The organism is Nostoc sp. (assembly GCF_036916655.1).
Taxonomy (GTDB): Bacteria; Cyanobacteriota; Cyanobacteriia; order Cyanobacteriales; family Nostocaceae; genus Nostoc.
Map to the genome: position 1 here is coordinate 24,823 of NZ_JBALFY010000093.1, position 16,586 is coordinate 41,408.

Below are 16,586 nucleotides of genomic sequence, written 5' to 3' on the forward strand. Positions count from 1 at the left end.
GCAAGTAATACAGTCATGAGCAGCAGTACTGAAAATTGATATTTACTTCATGAACCCCAGGTATTGTCATGACTAACCGCCCAGTAAGTAACTTTACTTGCTAGCCAGTTAATTGCTTGACTAGTTGAGTCACAGTTATGAACCAGGATGCCGTTGGCGTAATACGTATGCGCTTCTTCAACTTCCAGGTTGTACACTTCTTGGTTTTCGTTTTCCTGACATAGCACAAGATTTGCTGCAAGTTTTGGTAACTCTTGCTGGGTTAATAGGAAGGTCTGTAATAAATAATTTTCCGCATTTGATGCACTCTCGCTCGACCCTGTAAAGCCCTTGAGCCTTTCTGTGCTTGTATCCACACTGAGCGCGGCAGTATTTAGCATCGGTTTTCTTCGACATAAAAACCTTGCCGCAAAATACGCAAGTAATTTCCTTGGGTTTCTGTGCTTCGGCGATCGCTTTTGAATGTTGTCGATGCCATTCTCTGCCTTCTGGTGATTTATGCCACTCTGTAGCAAGTCCTCTGATTTTTTGCAAATGTTGACTTTGTTTTTCTGGGTTCTTGAGAGGATGGAGTTTATGATGTTGCTCCCTTGATAAACACTCAAGATTAGAAAAGTCATTGTTAAATGTGTCACCATCCTTATGGTGAACAACCCAGCCTTTTGGAACTGCTTGCCCGCTACAAAACTCCCAAATAGCAACGTGCAAGCCTTTAGCGCCCTTCCTTCCTTGATTAGATTTTGACTGAGAGAGATAGTATCTGCGCTTTGCTCCCATGAGTCTGTAAGTGACACCATTGAACTCAACAGACTCAGGAGGTGATGTCGGGTCAAGTCGCATATATTTATTTTACTTAGTTTGGATGCTTGTGTGATACTATCCATTTTAACAAAATTATCGCCCCAAGAAAAGACCGGATGGTTAGATGTACCAATCATTCCAGCCCTTTCGATAACTGGTTTAACTCCCGTTTTTCCTGCCCATAAAACACGACGAATGCCTAGATGAGTGATAACTAGATCGCCTGAAATGATATCTTCAATCGGCTTATCACCATACAAAGTTGCGATCATCGTCCCAGCGACAAGGCACTGGTCATCATTGCTACCATTAGGGAAGGTGCTAAATTCTTGCACAAAGTCACCCACCCATGAGGCGATGCTGGGATCGGGGAGAAACACATTGCCGGCTTCCACGAAGGGGGCGATCGCCACCGCCCGAACTAGTTTCCCGCCTTCTGGCTCAATGGCGATAATTCCAGGTATTTCCCGCTCCAGCGAACTAATCACAGCTGGCCCGTTGGCTTTATCTTCAACCAGCTTTGCGGTGGAATTGGGATATTTTGCTGAGAGGGCGCGGATTGCTGCTAACGTGGTGGGGAAATCCATGCGATCGCGTACCTGGTCAAGCAGGTAAAACTGTCCCCCACGTTTACCCCAAACTTGCCCAACGACGAAATCTGATTTTTTGGTTTCCTTGAAAGTGCAGTCCCATGATTGGATGATTAGCTCGAAATCATCCGGCGCAACCAGGTAATACTTCCACCAGGAGCGCTTGAAGTGTCCGCCGTCAGCAGGTGCGGGTCTTTGCTGGTGCTGTCCGGCATAGCCATAGGAACCGAGTGCTGTTTTTTCCTCTTGTAATACCTCCTTTGAGAAGCGTTCTGGAAACATCAACTCCCCTGATTCTGTTCTAGGATCAACCCAGCCCAACGCCGTGGGGGAAAGTTGAGTTTCAAATTCTTGGGGGATGCACAAATGTTGCCATCTGCCTTGCTTCAGAACGTGACCTGATAAATCCTGTTCGTGTAAGCGTTGCATGATGCCAATCCGCACGGATGACTTTAAATCGTTGACCCGGTTGCGAATAGCGCTATCCCAGCGATCAATAACTCCTTGCCTGATAAGCTCAGAATTAACCTCTTGGGCGTCGTGTGGATCATCCCAGAGAAGGCAATCCCCGCGATCGCCTGTGATCCGGCTGTTGAAGCCAAAAGCACTGCGTACACCGCCCTTTGTGTTCCAAAAACTTGTTTTGGAATTATTGTCATCTCGCAACTTCCAGTCCGGTGAAAAGCGCTTCTGATACCAATCGCTCTCAACCACATCCCGGCAATAAACGCTATCTCGCAAAGCCACGCGGGGATTAGCTGAAAGGAAAATAGCTCTCCAGGAAGGGCAAATCGTCCAAAACCAAGCAGGTGTACAAACAGATACCACCCGACTTTTTAAACTCCCTGGCGGGACATTGATTAAAAGGTTTTGGATTCGTTGCGAGTAATGAGGATTTTGTTTGTGCTTAAACCAGTCAAGCAGGGTTTCTTGGATATGCCAGCACATAGCATCAATATGCCAATTCCAAAGCAAATCTGTGCTGGGTTCCAAAACTTCCCAGCTTTCTCGCACAAAGTCTGACAAAGAGAGCGTTATCTTGACTGTCTGCGATGCAGCTGCGTTAACAGCAGCTTGCTCCCACTGCTGTCTAATGCTTACGCTCTTTTTTGCCACGCATTATTCAACTCAATCAAAAATTCTTCAGGGCCGATATCAAGCTCAATCACGCGTTCGACCAAATCAGCGACCGTCTCAGGCTTTAATTTGCGCTTCAGTTCGATTAGTCGTGCGATCGCCCCAGCCATCCCGCCTTTAGATTTATCTTCGGCTGCCGGAAGTGCATCATGAAGGTGAGCAATCGCAGCTTCCACAGCAAACAGATCGTCAATTGGTTCACCGTCGCGTCGTCTAAAGTCTAGTCTGGGATTTTGGACTTTGGGTTTTGGCTGTAACTGAACAACGTTAGTTGTTGGTTTTTCAGTCGTCCGCCATTGGGGGATGCGGTCATCTACAGAGCGCTTACTCACTTCAAAACGAGAGGCGATCGCACTGCTCGACGCTCCAGTTTGCTGCCAGTATTTTCTAATTTCCTCCCAGTCGATTTTTTTCGGCATTGCAAAAAGATATTGCAAAATAAAATTACTTGTATCCTGGAATTCCCGTAATGCAAAGGTTGTGTTTTTTCGTGGGGGTTTTTCATGCCTGAATTTCCGCCACAACGGATTGAAGATGCCCATAATTTTTGCTGCTGCTCACCCTACCAAAACCGCCAGATTTGTATTTACGCCGGAGGAGGGAGCAGGACTCAACATGATATGCACTGGGGCTATATTATTTACGATGAGGCTGGCGATCGCTTGTCCTACAACAACCTACCAGACAACTGCTTAGATGTTGACGATGGGCTGAGGTTTTGCAAAGCACTAATCGACGGATGGGACGCGCCCATAACTTATGAAGATGTGAGGCTGTGGCGCGATATCTGTGAGTACTTAAACCGACGGCGTATCCCTATACCTTCGCACTTTTTGAATATTATCGCAGTTCCAGGATGTGATTACCTTGTGGGATACGATCGCACCCACAGACAAAAGCTTTGGGATAAGTTCAAAATCCATTTGATCGTTTATGAAAAATTTTCCAGGAAGTGTGAGGGCTGGAGACTCAAGGGTAACTGGGAAGATAAAATCGATTTCCTAGAGCAGGTTTACATCCTGGGGCGCGATCCTGATAGCCTGCCTCGTCCCTGGCTGGAGAAGTGGGGGAAGAAGCAGCAAACCTTGAAATATCGGGAATTGGCAGATGCTTTGAAGGCTGTGGAACAGAGATTAAATGTTATTCACAGCTGCGATGAGTGGACGCGATCGGGGATAATTGACTACTTGACAGACAACCCAGATATACTTAAAAGCCAGTTAGAAAACCTAAGTTATCGTTGTAGGGAAGTTAAGGGTTTGTTGTCAAAACTATTAAGAAATGAACCAGATTGAGAGAGTTGAAGGGAATAACTACGCGCTGCGTCTCTGGTCAGATGCTACGTATGAAGTCAGCACGATCGCGATTAAAAGTTTGTTGAATATAGCAACTCAACGACTGGAAATTCAATTAGAGATTGATGCTCGTTATCGCTATTTTGAGAGGAGATGGCGCGTTAGGTTCTCTTGGCACTCAGAATTTTCGGGACGACAGAACTTTGAGCAAATCTTAGATCATAGCCAGGTTGTATGCGCCAATCCCGTGTTTCTTGAGCGTTTGGCATTTGATCTTGGCGATCGCATCAGAAGAAGCACCGCTCCCGATGGCAGTCAAAACTGGGTTATCGTCAGGTACAGAGAGGAGCATTTTGCTAAAATTCATCAGGCAGGAAAAAGGTCAATTAATCTGATTCTGTACGAGGTCACACAAGAGGGTGACTTAACCACCAACCACACAACAGTAACAATTAGGGCGCGGATTCCATCTGATGCCATCAGAAGAGGTGACAGTGTAGAAATTGGTGGAATGTTGCTGCAAGGTGAATTACTAGGATGGGTCGAAGAAACGGGTCAACAAGGCTGGTTTCTATTTTCTCCCAATACGCAGCAGGTGAATACGTCCCCATGTTCGTTGGATGAAACTCGCATCACTTTCACCACCCGCCCAAGAACTAACAGACTGGCTTCTTTTGAGCGAATGAGCCAGATGCTTGAGCGAGGACAAATTGAACTACCCCCAAGGGGCCACTTTGACCAGTTTTTAACAGTTTTTGAAGGAATAGACCCCGACGGCAACGCAGCTAGGGAGGTGTTTGTTGCGACTACAAGACCAAACGCAATAAACGCAATAGGTGATGTTAGTTGCGAATATAATGCAAAATCCCAATATTTAAGATGCACCGTCAACCCCTGTGGCCCGTGCGAAGGGTGTCAACATTATGAAAAAATTTGATTGGTTTACGATTTTAGGGGCGATCGCCATTACCGAAAACACCATCTTCATGATTGCCCAGGGTGGTTGGTTTGCTGTCGCGGGGCTAATATTTGGTGGGATTTGGGCATGGGTGGCGTACTGGGACTGGAAACACAGACACATAGCTTCATTGTTAGATGCTGAAAACAGGAGTCAAAGCGCTGATATACAGGCAATGTCCGATACGTTTCGACGGATAGGCAGGGCTGGAGTCACGATTGATGAATTTTCCAGTGCCTTGAATAATGCTTGCCAAGAACCTCGGTTTATTAGCGATGTCACTTGCAAGAATAATGCGCGATCGCCTCATCTCCGGTGTGCTATAAAACCGGATGGGCCGTGTCACGAATGCAAGGATTATGAAGAAGTCTAATGGATATCGGCACAGAGAAGCATTCTGCCTAATGAAGTATGCTGCTGAGGATGGCACTGAGGTGGAGTGGATCTGGAACTCACGCGACGGCGTGACACCATTCTGTGTTAGTAACCGCGCTGGCGACAAAATGATGAAACACGTTGACTGGCATTTAGACCGTCGCATCTTCGATTATCAGCCACTAGCCTGTGAGCGCATCTTTGTTGACTTGTCGCCCGAAAGAGCAAGACAGAGGGCAGAATGCCGAGTGGAACATTTTTGGGACAGGGATGATTGCGCTCATATCCGCGAAATGTATGGCACAAAAGAGAATGCGATTGAGGGCTTTATCGCCGATTCCAGAGTGGGCGAGGCTCCTGATTTAGTGGAGTTTGGGAGCCTGTCATCACCTAATAACGATACCTCAAACCCATCTCAGCACAAATAGGAAACAACCTGATAGCCATAGCTTCACCTATCTTAACCCCGTGGTCAGCCACCGTATCTAGCCCCCAGTCAGCACCACCCTTGTAAACTGCGAAATCCTGGTTAAACCCGATTCTGGCTACATAGCAATACTCACCCAAGCTAACGTAAAGTCTAGCTCCTGGCTTGATATCGCTGATGATTGCCTCTGAGGTTCGCAGATAGTTCATAAGCCAAGATAGTTAGAAGTTGAATCAGTGGGGTTGGCGTGGAGATATTTATCACTCGTTGCAACACTGGCATGACCAAGCGAATCCCTTACCAGCGCTAGCGATGCACCTTTAGCTAGTGCGTGACTCGCATTGCAGTGTCGAAGCCAGTGCATAGAAACCTTTGAATTTACTCCAGACTCAACTGCTGCATTCTTAATTATCTTATGCGCCATCACTCTGTCAATGGCGTTGCCTGTTGCCCCAGTAAATACGTGTTCATGCCCGTGCAGTTGCTCCATCTCTACCCACACAGAGATTGGCACTAATACCGTTCGCAGCTTCTCACCCTTGCCCAGTACCGTGACTTGCACCTCTCCAGAGTCACGTTCTTGAAAATCTGACCACTTTAGTCTACAAGCTTCACTCACTCGCACCCCGGTGGCGTAAACAAATCTCAGGAAAGTGCGATCGCGAATCGACAATTTCGGGCAATTAATCAGCTTCAGTACTTCAGAAGTCTTGAGAATGCGACCAGCAAGAGCAGTATCGCCCTTGGGCATCTTCAGCGCCGCCGCCACATTAAAGCGGGTGTAGTTGAGTTTCGTGGCGAAGGTAAACAACGACTTGACTACATTCAGCTTGCGTTTTTTGGTACTGGATTTGATACCCTGTCCATCTAAATCAGTGGAGTAGTCTTGCAAATCTTCTAGTTGGCACTCTTGCAGACTTTTGCCAATGAAGCTAAAAAAACGATTTACGTCCCGACGGTATTCTTTTTGGGTAGAAATTGGCCTACCATGCAACCACATTTCTATTAATTTTTGGTCAGTTGAAACGCGAGATAAGGAACTCATGAAAGCTAGCGATCGCAATGCTTTAGAGTTCCTATAACAAAAGTGTCGTTTTGTTTTTTACTTCAGGCTGCAACATCAGCAGGTTCAAAACCACCTGCGACTTTTTCCTTAAAAGCTTTTCCAGCCGAAAACCCAGGCACTCTGGTAGCCGCAATCTCCATCTTCTCATTGGTTTTCGGGTTGCGACCTTCGCGTGCCGCTCTATCCCGTGGGTTGAAGCTCCCAAACCCCACCAATGTCACTTTATCGCCATTAGCTACTGCCTCAATAATCGCTTCCAATGCAGCAGTCAAGACCGCATCAGCTTGTTTTTTGGTAACGCCAGTTTTGCCTGCTATGGCATCTACCAATTCGCCCTTGTTCATTTTCATACCTCAAAGCACCGGGACAAAGGAACTCTAGCACTGTTGCCTCTTTACAGGGAAGGGGGAAAAGGAACAAAAATACTTGCGTTTTATGAATATTAACAATGGTCAATTACTTTCATTGCTATTTGATGAGCCGAAACTGGCAAAAGCGCTAAACCAAGCGATACCCTATATTTCAGTATTTAAGGGGCAGACTATTTTAAATTTAAGGTGCGCGAGTATTTCATCACTTTTTACTCTGCTGCAATATCGCCAAGAACTATTTCAAAAATTAAAGCCACTTTTAGGCTATGAAATATGTTTAGAATGTGAAGAAACTGGAGCGAATGATATGGTTGCAACCTTAGAAAAAATCACCGAAGCTAGTAGCGCTACAGAGGTTAAATTCTTAAGCTTAGAAACTTTGCACCGTGCTACCTCAAAGTCACCGCAGGAAGTAATAAAAATGCTTGGCGCAGCTAAAGAAGTGATTCACCCAATGCCAGATGGATCGCAGATGGTAACTGAATCTGCCTTCAATACTGTGATTCTAGAATGGGCTAAATCCTTCTCAGGCAATGGAACCCCTGCCGATCCTGCTGTGGCGACAGAACCCCTCAACAAGCCAAAATCTTCCCGCAGTCTGGCAACAAAGCTATTAACTCAGAAGCTAGTTACCGATGACATCGCTAAAACCAAGGGTGGAAAGTCAGCCGGTTCTGCCAATTTGACAGTCAAGGGAATTCAAATAACTCTTGAAAACTTTTTCAACAAGGTACGCTTAGAAGACACGACCATTGTTGATGCAGTTTCCGCCTTCATTGAAGGCACAAGCGAATTTGGAATGGCACTTAGAAAAGAACTACTAGCAGCCTACAAGCGCTTATTTAAAGGCTTAGATATCTCAGAAGTGGAAACAAAGCTGATTGCTGGGGCTAAAGCTTACCTGGAAAAAACAAGCGCCCCTGAAACAGCAGAGGTTCAAAGTTAATATATAGATACGATCGCTTAAACCCTACAAAATGCGTTGCGTGCGGACAGGGCGATCGTGTTTGGCGAAGTGGCGGAAGTAGACGCAGTACCCTTCGACCTGTAGGACGCTACAGCAGGGACGTGCAAGAGATGGCGCTTGCGTGTAGGTATCAAACCCTGCCTTTGCCCTTGATATAATTAATGAGCGGAAACATGGTGTAGTCAAGGTTCGACTCCTTGCTAACCCCTTTTGGGTTAGGCGTGGGTCGCGCTCAGAGTTCGATTCTCTGTTCCGCCCGCAAGGAACAGCTGGGAGGATGCTAGCTTTGCTGGTTCGACTCCAACCTGTTCCCTTCAGGGAATTTTGGTTACGTAAACCCCGCAACAATTACGTAGCTTGCCTCCCACCAATTCCAACAATCTACCCTCAACCCTTTCCCTTGCGGCTGCTGCATATTCAGGCAATCTGCTGCTACTGCTTGATTGCTGGAATAATTTGGAGGGGCGAGAAAGGGCTTATCTTCCCAAGGAAGTGAAGGAGCCGCCCCAGGCTTGGAGCGATCGCATCCGTCGCACCACCTTTGATAATCGCTTTGAACCTGCAATCAAAGACTACGCGGGGCTTCTGAGCGTTTTCAGCCTCAATAGTAATGTTGCCAAAAGCATTGTAAAAAATAAAGACAACATCGACCAGTGCGGCAATGATTTATGGACATTTTTCCACGAAGTTGATCAATATTGCTTGCGGGATGGCTGGTGTGGGGTGATGGTGGAATACCCCACAGAAGATCCGACCATTACTTCTCAGGGTGATTTACTGGCAAGCGATCGCCGCCCATACCTCGTCCTCATTGATCGCCGCGACATCCTCAACTGGCAAACAACCAAGATAAACGGTAAACCCCAATTAACGCGAGTAACCATCCGTGAAACTCGATTAGAGCCAAATGGAGACTATGGGGAGAAAGAAGTTGTTTACTATCGCGTGCTGATTCCAGGTGAATATTTTGTTTTTCAGATAATTGAAACCAACGGAGAATCGCAATTACTGCTAGTAGAACAAGGTACAACCAGTCTTTCTGAAATTCCCCTGGTTTATTACTCCGTAACCGAAAGCGGTTTATTCTCTGCTAAAGCACCGTTTCTGAACCTTGCCAAGCTCAACATTGAACATTTCCAGAAACGCAGCCAGCTAAATGAAGTGCTGAGGAAGTGTAATTTACCGGTGCCGGTGCGGAGGGGATTAATAAAAACGGTAGATGATATAAAAAAAGTCCCCCCGCTGGTGATTGGCCCCAACTCGGTGCTAGATATTCCGACGGATGGGGACTTTTTCTTTGCTGAACCTAGCGGGGTGGCGATCGCAGCTTCCAAAGACGACATCAAAGACCTAGAAGCCGCAATGGATAGAATGACGCTGGACTTCTTGACTTCTGGCGATCGCCAGAAGACCGCTACTGAGGCAGTGCTGGAATCTACCAAAACCAGCGCCAACCTCAAAGGCGTGGCCCGGCGGAAGGAATCAGCGATGCAGCAAGTTTTTGAACTTTGGGTGGCTTACACCGGGGAAGCTGAGGGCGGCGGCATTACCCAGGATGAAGATTTGCTATCAATGCCACTCACGCCGGAACAGACAGGAAAATTGGAAGACCTTCAAGCTCAAGGACTAATCAGCCACCGTACCCTATTGCTGCTACTGCAAGCGGGTAAAGTTCTCCCACGACAGTTTGACATTGATGCTGAGGTGAGTTTGACTGAAAACCCTACCAGTACTGACAGGATACTTGCCTCATGAAGTACAAGCTTGTATCCCCAGAAGGCAAAATCGTGGAGTTTGAAAGTGTTGCTCAGTTTTGCCGTGATCGCCAACTAAACTCCAGCAATATTTACAATGTTTTGCGCGGCGTGGGTAAAGTTTGCCACGGCTGGCGGCTTGCAGACCCTTCAAAACCCTACCCCGCAGGACGGCAACGAAAGGGGAATTGACATGGATAAGACATTTAAGAAAAGTTATGAAATTAGAAAATCTGCAACAAATCCTTCTTGAATGGCAGCGCACCCTCAAGCTTTTAGATTGGGATATATCGGTGAAGGTGGTTCCACATAGAGAAATGCCTGACGCGATCGGGCATGTTCGTTGGGATTTAGACGAAAAAAGTGCGGATATCAGATTGATAATGCCTGAAGACTATCAGTCTAGTGCATTACGTCCTTACAACATCGAAGAAACATTAGTCCATGAGTTACTACATTTACACCTTGTAACTTTTGATATGAGCGATGAGCCAAAAAGGCTGGCGCTAGAACAAGCAATAAATGCGATCGCCCGCGCCCTATTCAATTTAAAAAATGCGAACCTTCAAACCCAAGGGGACACCCCGAACCCTAGCTCAACTGCTTGAACTCTCTATCATCCGCCAGTCTGATGTGGATCTAATGGAAAAGACTTCGCTACCTCATGAAAAATTTTTCCTAAATGCCATACCAATTCGACCCAAGTACCCATAGATACCGCGACTCAGAAACAGGGCGCTATGTGCGTCAAGTTGACGTGGCGCGGTTTGTGGACGAAGAGGTTTCCCGCACAGAAGTGCGATTGAAGGGACACGCAAGACTTTTAGCGCAAGGCAAAATCGACATACCCGAATTTCAAACCCGGATGGCACTGAGTTTGAAGGAGTCCCACCTGCGGGTTGCGGCCATTGGTACAGGTGGAACGAAACAATTTACACCTACACATTACGGCAAGATTGGGGCACAACTCAAGAAGCAGTATAAATTCCTTCATGGTTTTGGGGAAGATTTGGCAGAGGGGAAACTGACACCAGAACAGGCGATCAGGCGGGCTGGAAGTTATGCAAAATCTGCCAAGACTTCATTTTTTGAATCGGAGTTTACCAGCCGGGGGAAATATGGATTTTACGCCAAACGCTTGCTAGATGCCCAGAGTAGGCATTGTGGATCGTGTATTAGCTATCAGAGGTTAAGCTGGACACCTGTAAAAGATGTTATTCCGCCTGGGGTTGATTGTGAGTGTGGGGGGCGGTGTCGGTGTCGGTTGGTGTTTCGGAAACTCTAAAGCAAGAAAAGTCGTGACTCATACTTTCACTCATGCACAACCTAACACCAACATAATGTCCAACTTCATCGGTAATCGCCCGTGGCTCCCATAGCTGGCAATGCTTACAAGGTGGCTCAAGAATAGCTATTGGGCGAATAACTTCCCCAGTGGCGAATAAGTCCCAAGGCGCAAAATCAATACTCATTAAAGATATGCCATTCACTCTAGAACAACGCTATCAAATTCTCACTGCTCTTAATGAAGCACTGTTACGCACTGACCAGATGCGATCGCAATACGCCGATTCACCCAATGACTTCTACCGCTTTGATGCCACGCTAACACCCACTGAATACCAGAAAAATCGCCCAGTACCATTGGTTTTTCAAGAAGATGATATCTGGCAGAGGCTAGATAAAATTGAGCAGAAGTCTGAATATTTGGTCAATCAAGTTTTACAAATTATGACTGATTTTAAAGCCGTAGAGAGAGCAATTGTTAATGAGCGATCGTCTGTCAATTCAGCGCTCAAAAAAGCTGATGTTTTGGAGTGGGAGACGGGTTCTAGAAGTGCAGGAATGTTTACACAAAGTGATGACTTGATTGAGAAATTGCGCTATCAATTGGGTTTACCACCAAGCCCAGATTCAATGGGTGGAGGTGGCGGGATGTTGTTGAGGAGCTAATTTATGATAAAAATCCAGCCTTTAAATGTCAAAAATGTTGTGATATCAGGCGTAATTGAGCTTTTTAACGCTTTCCGAATCAATGCTACTCAGGCATACCAAATACTAGAGGAAGTTAAGCAATATTTACCTATTCCAAGAGAGCAAGATGCTGATTATACGGCGAACTCTGGGAAAGAAGTTATTTTAACGATACTGTTTGACCCCGGCAAATCAATAGATGTGCGATCGCAAGTTACGACAGCAGTTAGCCCAATGGTTCAAAACTCAGTTAAAAATACATAATTAAAGAAAAAATTTTTAGGTTCTATTTATTACTAATGTCGGTTAACTTTAGCAAAGTCTTCTTCTCTTTGTACGCACCTAGCAACACACCCAATAACTCTATAAATCTGCTGATGATTTAATCCAGATTTATACCAAAGTTTATTAAAGAATTCTTGCCAATCATGATCGCCAATCCAGTACCAAACCTCGAAGATAAATTCGTTGCCGCGCCAGACACAGAGTGTTTGATATCCACCGTGCCAATCTTCTTGGTGAAGTTTAGTTACTGTGCTTGAAAATCTCTCAAAGTTGTCTGGCAAAGAGTTTAGAAGATTTCTGTCCATAAAAGGGAATCATTGCAATGAAGTTTCTTGCAAGAAATTATACTCATGTCAGGCTCTTTAAGCGATTTTTGCGAAGCACAGCTACTCAATCAATTATTCGGTGGTGTGCCCTACAGCACACCCAATACACTGTATTTTGGTTACATGGTTGGTGTCGCAAGCGAAACTGGCCCCGGTGCAGAACCCAACTCTGGCGGATACCAACGGATCGCCGTCACCAATAACACCACAAATTTTGCTGTTACAGCGAACCAAATCAAGTCCAACGCCACAGAAATTCAGTTCAGCGAAGCATCCAGCAATCACGGCTTGGTGCAAGCGATCGCAGTCTTCGACTCCCCCACCAGTGGCAATATGCTGGTGTATTTTCCCCTAACCTCTCCCATCAATATCACCGTGGGCGATGCAATGCGAATTCCTGTTGGCAGTCTCACAGTGCAGTTTGCAACCGGCGGATTGAGTAATTACGTGAAGAATGCGCTACTCAACCAATTATTCGGTAACGTCCCATTCAATGTGATTACTGCTCTGTATGCCGCTTACGCTACCAGTAGCCCCACAGATGCCGTAGCTGGTACAGAACCTAGTGGCAACGGCTACGCACGAGTGAGTGTGACCAACAACACTAACAACTTCCCCATCGCTACCCTTGGCAGCAAGGTAAACGCCTTGGATATAAACTTTGGTGAGGCTACAGGCTCTCAGGGTACGGTTACTCACGTGCAATTATTCGATGCCACCACTGGAGGCAACTACCTTGGCAGATACGCGCTAACTGCCACTCAAGTAATAAGTGCGGGTACAATTCCTGCTATCCCTGCCAATACCCTCACCATCACTCTTGATTAATGGCACAGCTAAATTTTCCATCAGGTGCAGTTGCCTCCACCACTACTGCTGATATTGCCACAATCAAAATTCGCAAAGATTTCGGCAAGCCGGGAGCGATCGCCTCCACCACAACTGCCAGTGTAGGGGCATTGGGTAAAAAACGATCTGTCAGACCTGACAGCATTGCCTTCACCTCCAACTTATCCGGCACACTCAAGCGGAAATTGCATTTTCCCGCAGGAGCGATCGCATCTGTCACCCAGTCTCAAGTAAAATTCTTCCTCAATGTCTCCCCCGCAGCCCCTCCCAAAGGTTCGCTGTATCGGGCTGATTTAAGTACTTTGTTGCAACCAGGATCATCTGCACCCGCGTTCAGTGGGTCAAGGTTGGTCAAAGGAGACTTAACCCCTCTGTCGTTTCAGATTCAGGGGCAAAAGCTAACTGGACTTGATGCTGAATTCACAGCCAAGCGCAAAGACGATCTGTTAGCCGCACCAATTGTTAAAACTAATGTTCATCAAACAGATCCAGTGGTAGACCCAACTACCAAGATTGAAACGATGATGGGCAGTTTTGCGATCGAGCCAGGGGACACAGAAGATTTTCCCGATTCTGAGGTGGAACTCAGTTACACACTCAAATTTAGTGATGGTTTAGGGAGGGTTTACACTGTGGTGTCAGGAAACTTCACTGTTTATTCTGCGGGGTGAACTTCACAGGTTAAACAAATCTTCAATAGAATACCGTTCTTTATAGACTCGATATTCATTTATCACCCCTTGAATTTCGCTTTCGTTCATGCTTAATTCTTTGCCAAACTTAAACCAGAAAGCGTCAAACCTAGCTGCTTCTGATGCTTGCAACAATACTGCTGCATGATTTCTGGCATCATCCAGATAGAGAGTAGTCTTAAACTGTTGATAATCAATTTCCACCAAAGGTTGTTGTGTATTGAATCCAAAAATGGCGTTCACGTCAGCAGGTAGTGGCTGGCGTTTTTCTCTCACTAACCTTAATGCCATAATTGCCATCTGTACATCTTTGCTAGGTTTACCAAACCCTTTGGGCACATCTGGGGCTAGCGCCTTAAACAATGCCCCTTCTGATTCAGCATAAGCAGCAGCATTGATAATGGCGATCGCTTTTCTTGTAGCATCTGTTGCAGTTATAAAGAGTTGTTTGCCAATGTAAGTAATTTTTATTACTGGTTTAAGCGTTTCTGGGTCGATATGCGACTCAACGTATAAACCTTCTGGTTCTTGATTCATTGATTATTAAGCGAGGTTAATGTATGACACTATTTTCAGATCAAATCATTGTTATTAACCAAAACTGGACAAACGACGATGGAACTCATGATGGAGGCGTGTCAACTGGTACAGGCTTCACAATTTCATGGCAAAGAGGCCCGATAAACATTGCTGGAAGAAACGGAGCCTTCTTGATTGAAGTCTTAGAGGCTTGCTTTAGTCAATTGGAATATTTTCAAAATTCAGGCTATAAATCTCAAGAAAATATTGATGCTCTGAACTATTTAGACAAATGCATCGAACGCCTTAAATCACGAAGAGAACGTAGAGCAACTGAAGGAACTCTTGGAACTCATCAGCCGGATCAGTCAAAATAATGTCCTCTCCCTTCTCTGGTTTTGAAAATACCACTCTCACCTTCCAGGTTGCTGACGGCACATACACCACCAACGTTGTCGGCAACCGCTCCCTTAATTACCAATCTCTAATAATCAAAGCGGTTCTCAAGCCTCCGACAGAGTACAGCACAATCTCGCGTTACGCTGACGAAATTCAGCAATTTGCTGGGGCTGACGGCCATGCAGTGCTGCTAGAAGGGTATTTAGTTGAGCCGCAAGTTTACCCCCAAGGAATTGAATTTTTGATGGAAGCGGACATTGAAATAAATGTGGCAATTGGCAAGCCAGAGACGGGGAGATTTAAGCTACTACCTGTGGTGCAGTCCCCTTATGTTGTTGCAATGGCGATTGATGCGATTACACCAATTCGGGGGATATTTCGGAGGAACTGATGCCACTTGCTAAAATCAAAGTTACCCCCGCAAAATTCAACCCCTTCATCAAAGATTTCCGCCACTATTATCACATTCATATCTTTCAAGACAAAACCGAAATGTGGCAAGCTGGCGCGAAATTATCGCCTTGGGATAAGGATAAGAATGGCGGATATGGAGCGCTCACTATTCCCCTATGGCGCGAGAGACATGAAGGCGAGAAGCGAATCACAGCACCAAAAATAGGGGATGTGTTGTTTTGCAAAGAAATACTTGGAAGCGAGTGCATATCCCATGAAGCAGTTCACATGGCGACTAGCTATCTTCGGTTAACCAATCAGTTGATATTGACTTCGCAAATTGACGAGAATGAAGAGAAATTAGCTTACTGTATTGGTAGTTGCACGCGGCAGATTGTAGATAACTTGTATAAGTTGAGAATATTATGAATCTCCACCTTTCAACAGCAAAATACGATAGCGTTCTATCCTATAAAACTTATATCCATCCAGGGAAAGGACATCCGGGAGAAGGGTACACACCTTTCAACGCGATCAAAGATTGGGTTGCGAGAACTACCACGACTATTGAGCTTTATGAAAAACGACAGATATCTCTTGGAATGTTTGCAGAACTACTTGGCATTTCATTAGAGGAAGCAAAACAGTTTTTGAGAGCGGAAAACATACCTCTTGATTTAGGCGTGAATACAGTTGAGGAATTAGAAGAAGATATAGAAAATGCCTAACATCAACATCGACTCAAACAAGTTAAATTCCATTATCAATAAAGCTTTCGATGTTTCCGTAGATGCGCTTGCTGATTCATTTCAAAATGCGATCGCCTCCGACATCTGGGAATGGCCGCGTGAAACCCTCCGTCAGAATAAGGATTTAGTGTCGTCTCCACGAGATATTTATGATACTGGTGAACTCTACGACTCTCTGGTAATTAGCCGCACCGCTAATGCTGCTGAGTACACCTGGGAAGCTGATTATGCCGCGATCGTCCATGATGGTGCAACTACTAAAAACGGTACGGAACTCCCTCCTAGACCGTGGACAAAAGTAGGATTGCAAGAGTGCGATGCAGCAGGGATTATGCAGCAGCAATTGAATAAACTCTTATGACACCAAAAGACTTTATAAATTCAGGCTACACAAAGTACAAAAACACTGGCTTTCGTGCTGCCGAATTCTTGCTGCAAAAGCGAATTTATGACGTTATTGGCACAAAATATTTTTTGAATATCTACGTTTACAACTTAGAAGGCAAAGAAGTGCTTGACTCAGAAGTGCAATTTACAAAAAATCTCAAGCTTTATTGCATAGCCGTTTCTAAGTTCCAGTCAGTAGAGGAAATCGAAAAGATATTTGAGGATTTGTGGGAGCGGATGTGCTTTGACTATCAGGAACGCACTTCCTGAAA

The 16,586-nt window shown here is 45.6% G+C and carries 28 protein-coding genes and 1 pseudogene; 19 read left to right on the plus strand and 10 right to left on the minus strand.

The genetic code is table 11. The features are described from left to right. Positions 1-47 precede the first annotated feature (47 nt). From V7L31_RS32715 to V7L31_RS24120, 4 genes and pseudogenes are all read right to left on the minus strand, one after another. Complete coding sequence (locus V7L31_RS32715; protein WP_442944487.1) at positions 48-227, minus strand: hypothetical protein; 180 nt, start codon at positions 225-227, stop codon at positions 48-50. Next, entirely contained in the window at positions 178-840 is a 663-nt protein-coding gene (locus tag V7L31_RS32720; RefSeq protein WP_442944488.1) for an HNH endonuclease signature motif containing protein, read from the minus strand. The genes V7L31_RS32715 and V7L31_RS32720 overlap by 50 nt, the downstream gene beginning before the upstream one ends. Before the next feature lie 131 nt (positions 841-971). Continuing rightward, positions 972-2,339 (minus strand): annotated as a pseudogene (gene terL, locus V7L31_RS32725) (phage terminase large subunit); the annotation flags it as partial. Positions 2,340-2,488: 149 nt separating this feature from the next. Then, complete coding sequence (locus V7L31_RS24120) at positions 2,489-2,947, minus strand: hypothetical protein (RefSeq protein WP_334698602.1); 459 nt, start codon at positions 2,945-2,947, stop codon at positions 2,489-2,491. Positions 2,948-3,031: 84 nt separating this feature from the next. On the opposite strand from V7L31_RS24120, the gene V7L31_RS24125 reads away from it, so the two are divergent. The 4 genes from V7L31_RS24125 (at position 3,032) to V7L31_RS24140 (ending at position 5,584) form a co-directional block, all read left to right on the plus strand. Continuing rightward, a complete protein-coding gene (locus V7L31_RS24125; protein WP_334698603.1) occupies positions 3,032-3,823 on the plus strand; it encodes a hypothetical protein in 792 nt (263 codons plus the stop codon). Beyond that, positions 3,810-4,760 carry a DUF6464 family protein gene (locus V7L31_RS32730; RefSeq protein ID WP_442944481.1) on the plus strand — a complete coding sequence of 317 codons (951 nt, stop codon included), beginning with the start codon at positions 3,810-3,812 and terminating at the stop codon, positions 4,758-4,760. Before V7L31_RS24125 ends, V7L31_RS32730 begins: the two co-directional genes overlap by 14 nt. Continuing rightward, positions 4,747-5,154: a DUF6464 family protein gene (locus V7L31_RS24135; RefSeq protein ID WP_334698604.1), complete on the plus strand. Its 408-nt coding sequence runs from the start codon at positions 4,747-4,749 to the stop codon at positions 5,152-5,154. The genes V7L31_RS32730 and V7L31_RS24135 overlap by 14 nt, the downstream gene beginning before the upstream one ends. Before the next feature lie 91 nt (positions 5,155-5,245). After that, positions 5,246-5,584 carry a hypothetical protein gene (locus V7L31_RS24140; protein WP_334698605.1) on the plus strand — a complete coding sequence of 113 codons (339 nt, stop codon included), beginning with the start codon at positions 5,246-5,248 and terminating at the stop codon, positions 5,582-5,584. Here V7L31_RS24140 and V7L31_RS24145 read toward each other — a convergent pair. The 3 genes from V7L31_RS24145 to V7L31_RS24155 all read right to left on the minus strand — a co-directional run bounded on the left by V7L31_RS24145 (position 5,547) and on the right by V7L31_RS24155 (position 6,993). Further along, a complete protein-coding gene (locus V7L31_RS24145; protein WP_334698606.1) occupies positions 5,547-5,792 on the minus strand; it encodes a hypothetical protein in 246 nt (81 codons plus the stop codon). The two genes, V7L31_RS24140 and V7L31_RS24145, sit on opposite strands and share 38 nt — an antisense overlap. Beyond that, entirely contained in the window at positions 5,789-6,628 is an 840-nt protein-coding gene (locus tag V7L31_RS24150) for a tyrosine-type recombinase/integrase (RefSeq protein WP_334698607.1), read from the minus strand. Before V7L31_RS24150 ends, V7L31_RS24145 begins: the two co-directional genes overlap by 4 nt. A 62-nt stretch (positions 6,629-6,690) precedes the next feature. Continuing rightward, entirely contained in the window at positions 6,691-6,993 is a 303-nt protein-coding gene (locus V7L31_RS24155) for an HU family DNA-binding protein (protein ID WP_334698608.1), read from the minus strand. 91 nt (positions 6,994-7,084) lie between these two features. Here V7L31_RS24155 and V7L31_RS24160 point away from each other — a divergent pair, with 91 nt between their 5' ends. Next, on the plus strand, positions 7,085-7,966 hold the full coding sequence (locus V7L31_RS24160) for a hypothetical protein (RefSeq protein ID WP_334698609.1): 882 nt from the start codon (positions 7,085-7,087) through the stop codon (positions 7,964-7,966). Positions 7,967-7,990: 24 nt separating this feature from the next. On the opposite strand, the gene V7L31_RS24165 is transcribed toward V7L31_RS24160, so the two are convergent. Beyond that, complete coding sequence (locus V7L31_RS24165; RefSeq protein WP_334698610.1) at positions 7,991-8,173, minus strand: hypothetical protein; 183 nt, start codon at positions 8,171-8,173, stop codon at positions 7,991-7,993. A 171-nt stretch (positions 8,174-8,344) separates the two neighbouring features. On the opposite strand from V7L31_RS24165, the gene V7L31_RS24170 reads away from it, so the two are divergent. The 6 genes from V7L31_RS24170 to V7L31_RS24195 all read left to right on the plus strand — a co-directional run bounded on the left by V7L31_RS24170 (position 8,345) and on the right by V7L31_RS24195 (position 11,979). Then, on the plus strand, positions 8,345-9,742 hold the full coding sequence (locus tag V7L31_RS24170) for a DUF4055 domain-containing protein (protein WP_334698611.1): 1,398 nt from the start codon (positions 8,345-8,347) through the stop codon (positions 9,740-9,742). After that, positions 9,739-9,933, plus strand: coding sequence for a hypothetical protein (locus V7L31_RS24175; protein ID WP_334698612.1), 195 nt, complete (start codon positions 9,739-9,741; stop codon positions 9,931-9,933). Before V7L31_RS24170 ends, V7L31_RS24175 begins: the two co-directional genes overlap by 4 nt. A 26-nt stretch (positions 9,934-9,959) precedes the next feature. After that, a complete protein-coding gene (locus V7L31_RS24180; protein WP_334698613.1) occupies positions 9,960-10,349 on the plus strand; it encodes a hypothetical protein in 390 nt (129 codons plus the stop codon). Positions 10,350-10,423: 74 nt separating this feature from the next. Continuing rightward, a complete protein-coding gene (locus V7L31_RS24185; protein WP_334698614.1) occupies positions 10,424-11,026 on the plus strand; it encodes a hypothetical protein in 603 nt (200 codons plus the stop codon). A gap of 194 nt (positions 11,027-11,220) precedes the next feature. Then, positions 11,221-11,694 carry a hypothetical protein gene (locus tag V7L31_RS24190; protein WP_334698615.1) on the plus strand — a complete coding sequence of 158 codons (474 nt, stop codon included), beginning with the start codon at positions 11,221-11,223 and terminating at the stop codon, positions 11,692-11,694. A 3-nt stretch (positions 11,695-11,697) separates the two neighbouring features. Beyond that, complete coding sequence (locus V7L31_RS24195; protein WP_334698616.1) at positions 11,698-11,979, plus strand: hypothetical protein; 282 nt, start codon at positions 11,698-11,700, stop codon at positions 11,977-11,979. Between the two features lie 32 nt (positions 11,980-12,011). On the opposite strand, the gene V7L31_RS24200 is transcribed toward V7L31_RS24195, so the two are convergent. Continuing rightward, a complete protein-coding gene (locus V7L31_RS24200; RefSeq protein ID WP_334698617.1) occupies positions 12,012-12,305 on the minus strand; it encodes a hypothetical protein in 294 nt (97 codons plus the stop codon). A 45-nt stretch (positions 12,306-12,350) separates the two neighbouring features. On the opposite strand from V7L31_RS24200, the gene V7L31_RS24205 reads away from it, so the two are divergent. Together V7L31_RS24205 and V7L31_RS24210 are read left to right on the plus strand one after the other, a co-directional pair. Beyond that, complete coding sequence (locus V7L31_RS24205) at positions 12,351-13,154, plus strand: phage tail fiber protein (protein WP_334698618.1); 804 nt, start codon at positions 12,351-12,353, stop codon at positions 13,152-13,154. Next, entirely contained in the window at positions 13,154-13,846 is a 693-nt protein-coding gene (locus V7L31_RS24210) for a hypothetical protein (protein WP_334698619.1), read from the plus strand. Before V7L31_RS24205 ends, V7L31_RS24210 begins: the two co-directional genes overlap by 1 nt. A 3-nt stretch (positions 13,847-13,849) precedes the next feature. On the opposite strand, the gene V7L31_RS24215 is transcribed toward V7L31_RS24210, so the two are convergent. Beyond that, positions 13,850-14,404 (minus strand): hypothetical protein, encoded by a 555-nt coding sequence (locus V7L31_RS24215; protein ID WP_334698620.1) that lies wholly within the window; start codon positions 14,402-14,404, stop codon positions 13,850-13,852. Positions 14,405-14,427: 23 nt separating this feature from the next. Here V7L31_RS24215 and V7L31_RS24220 point away from each other — a divergent pair, with 23 nt between their 5' ends. The 6 genes from V7L31_RS24220 to V7L31_RS24245 are packed head-to-tail and all read left to right on the plus strand — an operon-like array spanning position 14,428 to position 16,584. Next, positions 14,428-14,763 carry a hypothetical protein gene (locus V7L31_RS24220; RefSeq protein ID WP_334698621.1) on the plus strand — a complete coding sequence of 112 codons (336 nt, stop codon included), beginning with the start codon at positions 14,428-14,430 and terminating at the stop codon, positions 14,761-14,763. After that, a complete protein-coding gene (locus V7L31_RS24225) occupies positions 14,763-15,176 on the plus strand; it encodes a hypothetical protein (RefSeq protein ID WP_334698622.1) in 414 nt (137 codons plus the stop codon). The genes V7L31_RS24220 and V7L31_RS24225 overlap by 1 nt, the downstream gene beginning before the upstream one ends. Continuing rightward, a complete protein-coding gene (locus V7L31_RS24230; protein WP_334698623.1) occupies positions 15,176-15,607 on the plus strand; it encodes a hypothetical protein in 432 nt (143 codons plus the stop codon). Before V7L31_RS24225 ends, V7L31_RS24230 begins: the two co-directional genes overlap by 1 nt. Beyond that, positions 15,604-15,906, plus strand: coding sequence for a UPF0175 family protein (locus tag V7L31_RS24235; RefSeq protein ID WP_334698624.1), 303 nt, complete (start codon positions 15,604-15,606; stop codon positions 15,904-15,906). Before V7L31_RS24230 ends, V7L31_RS24235 begins: the two co-directional genes overlap by 4 nt. After that, on the plus strand, positions 15,899-16,288 hold the full coding sequence (locus V7L31_RS24240) for a hypothetical protein (protein ID WP_334698625.1): 390 nt from the start codon (positions 15,899-15,901) through the stop codon (positions 16,286-16,288). Before V7L31_RS24235 ends, V7L31_RS24240 begins: the two co-directional genes overlap by 8 nt. After that, a complete protein-coding gene (locus V7L31_RS24245; protein WP_334698626.1) occupies positions 16,285-16,584 on the plus strand; it encodes a hypothetical protein in 300 nt (99 codons plus the stop codon). The genes V7L31_RS24240 and V7L31_RS24245 overlap by 4 nt, the downstream gene beginning before the upstream one ends. The last annotated feature ends 2 nt before the right edge of the window (positions 16,585-16,586 follow it).

Excerpts from the sequence above, each read along its gene's own strand:
- V7L31_RS24180 (WP_334698613.1), top strand. The coding sequence starts at position 9,960 with ATGAAATTAGAAAATCTGCAACAAATCCTTCTTGAATGGCAGCGCACC.
- V7L31_RS24235 (WP_334698624.1), top strand. The coding sequence starts at position 15,604 with ATGAATCTCCACCTTTCAACAGCAAAATACGATAGCGTTCTATCCTAT.
- V7L31_RS24245 (WP_334698626.1), top strand. The coding sequence starts at position 16,285 with ATGACACCAAAAGACTTTATAAATTCAGGCTACACAAAGTACAAAAAC.
- V7L31_RS24215 (WP_334698620.1), bottom strand. The coding sequence starts at position 14,404 with ATGAATCAAGAACCAGAAGGTTTATACGTTGAGTCGCATATCGACCCA.
- V7L31_RS24190 (WP_334698615.1), top strand. The coding sequence starts at position 11,221 with ATGCCATTCACTCTAGAACAACGCTATCAAATTCTCACTGCTCTTAAT.
- V7L31_RS32720 (WP_442944488.1), bottom strand. The coding sequence starts at position 840 with ATGCGACTTGACCCGACATCACCTCCTGAGTCTGTTGAGTTCAATGGT.
- V7L31_RS24135 (WP_334698604.1), top strand. The coding sequence starts at position 4,747 with ATGAAAAAATTTGATTGGTTTACGATTTTAGGGGCGATCGCCATTACC.
- V7L31_RS24120 (WP_334698602.1), bottom strand. The coding sequence starts at position 2,947 with ATGCCGAAAAAAATCGACTGGGAGGAAATTAGAAAATACTGGCAGCAA.
- V7L31_RS24205 (WP_334698618.1), top strand. The coding sequence starts at position 12,351 with ATGTCAGGCTCTTTAAGCGATTTTTGCGAAGCACAGCTACTCAATCAA.
- V7L31_RS24125 (WP_334698603.1), top strand. The coding sequence starts at position 3,032 with ATGCCTGAATTTCCGCCACAACGGATTGAAGATGCCCATAATTTTTGC.
- V7L31_RS24200 (WP_334698617.1), bottom strand. The coding sequence starts at position 12,305 with ATGGACAGAAATCTTCTAAACTCTTTGCCAGACAACTTTGAGAGATTT.
- V7L31_RS24175 (WP_334698612.1), top strand. The coding sequence starts at position 9,739 with ATGAAGTACAAGCTTGTATCCCCAGAAGGCAAAATCGTGGAGTTTGAA.
- V7L31_RS24225 (WP_334698622.1), top strand. The coding sequence starts at position 14,763 with ATGTCCTCTCCCTTCTCTGGTTTTGAAAATACCACTCTCACCTTCCAG.
- V7L31_RS24185 (WP_334698614.1), top strand. The coding sequence starts at position 10,424 with ATGCCATACCAATTCGACCCAAGTACCCATAGATACCGCGACTCAGAA.
- V7L31_RS24160 (WP_334698609.1), top strand. The coding sequence starts at position 7,085 with ATGAATATTAACAATGGTCAATTACTTTCATTGCTATTTGATGAGCCG.
- V7L31_RS32730 (WP_442944481.1), top strand. The coding sequence starts at position 3,810 with ATGAACCAGATTGAGAGAGTTGAAGGGAATAACTACGCGCTGCGTCTC.
- V7L31_RS24145 (WP_334698606.1), bottom strand. The coding sequence starts at position 5,792 with ATGAACTATCTGCGAACCTCAGAGGCAATCATCAGCGATATCAAGCCA.
- V7L31_RS24210 (WP_334698619.1), top strand. The coding sequence starts at position 13,154 with ATGGCACAGCTAAATTTTCCATCAGGTGCAGTTGCCTCCACCACTACT.
- V7L31_RS24220 (WP_334698621.1), top strand. The coding sequence starts at position 14,428 with ATGACACTATTTTCAGATCAAATCATTGTTATTAACCAAAACTGGACA.
- V7L31_RS24195 (WP_334698616.1), top strand. The coding sequence starts at position 11,698 with ATGATAAAAATCCAGCCTTTAAATGTCAAAAATGTTGTGATATCAGGC.
- V7L31_RS24230 (WP_334698623.1), top strand. The coding sequence starts at position 15,176 with ATGCCACTTGCTAAAATCAAAGTTACCCCCGCAAAATTCAACCCCTTC.
- V7L31_RS24150 (WP_334698607.1), bottom strand. The coding sequence starts at position 6,628 with ATGAGTTCCTTATCTCGCGTTTCAACTGACCAAAAATTAATAGAAATG.
- V7L31_RS24240 (WP_334698625.1), top strand. The coding sequence starts at position 15,899 with ATGCCTAACATCAACATCGACTCAAACAAGTTAAATTCCATTATCAAT.
- V7L31_RS24155 (WP_334698608.1), bottom strand. The coding sequence starts at position 6,993 with ATGAACAAGGGCGAATTGGTAGATGCCATAGCAGGCAAAACTGGCGTT.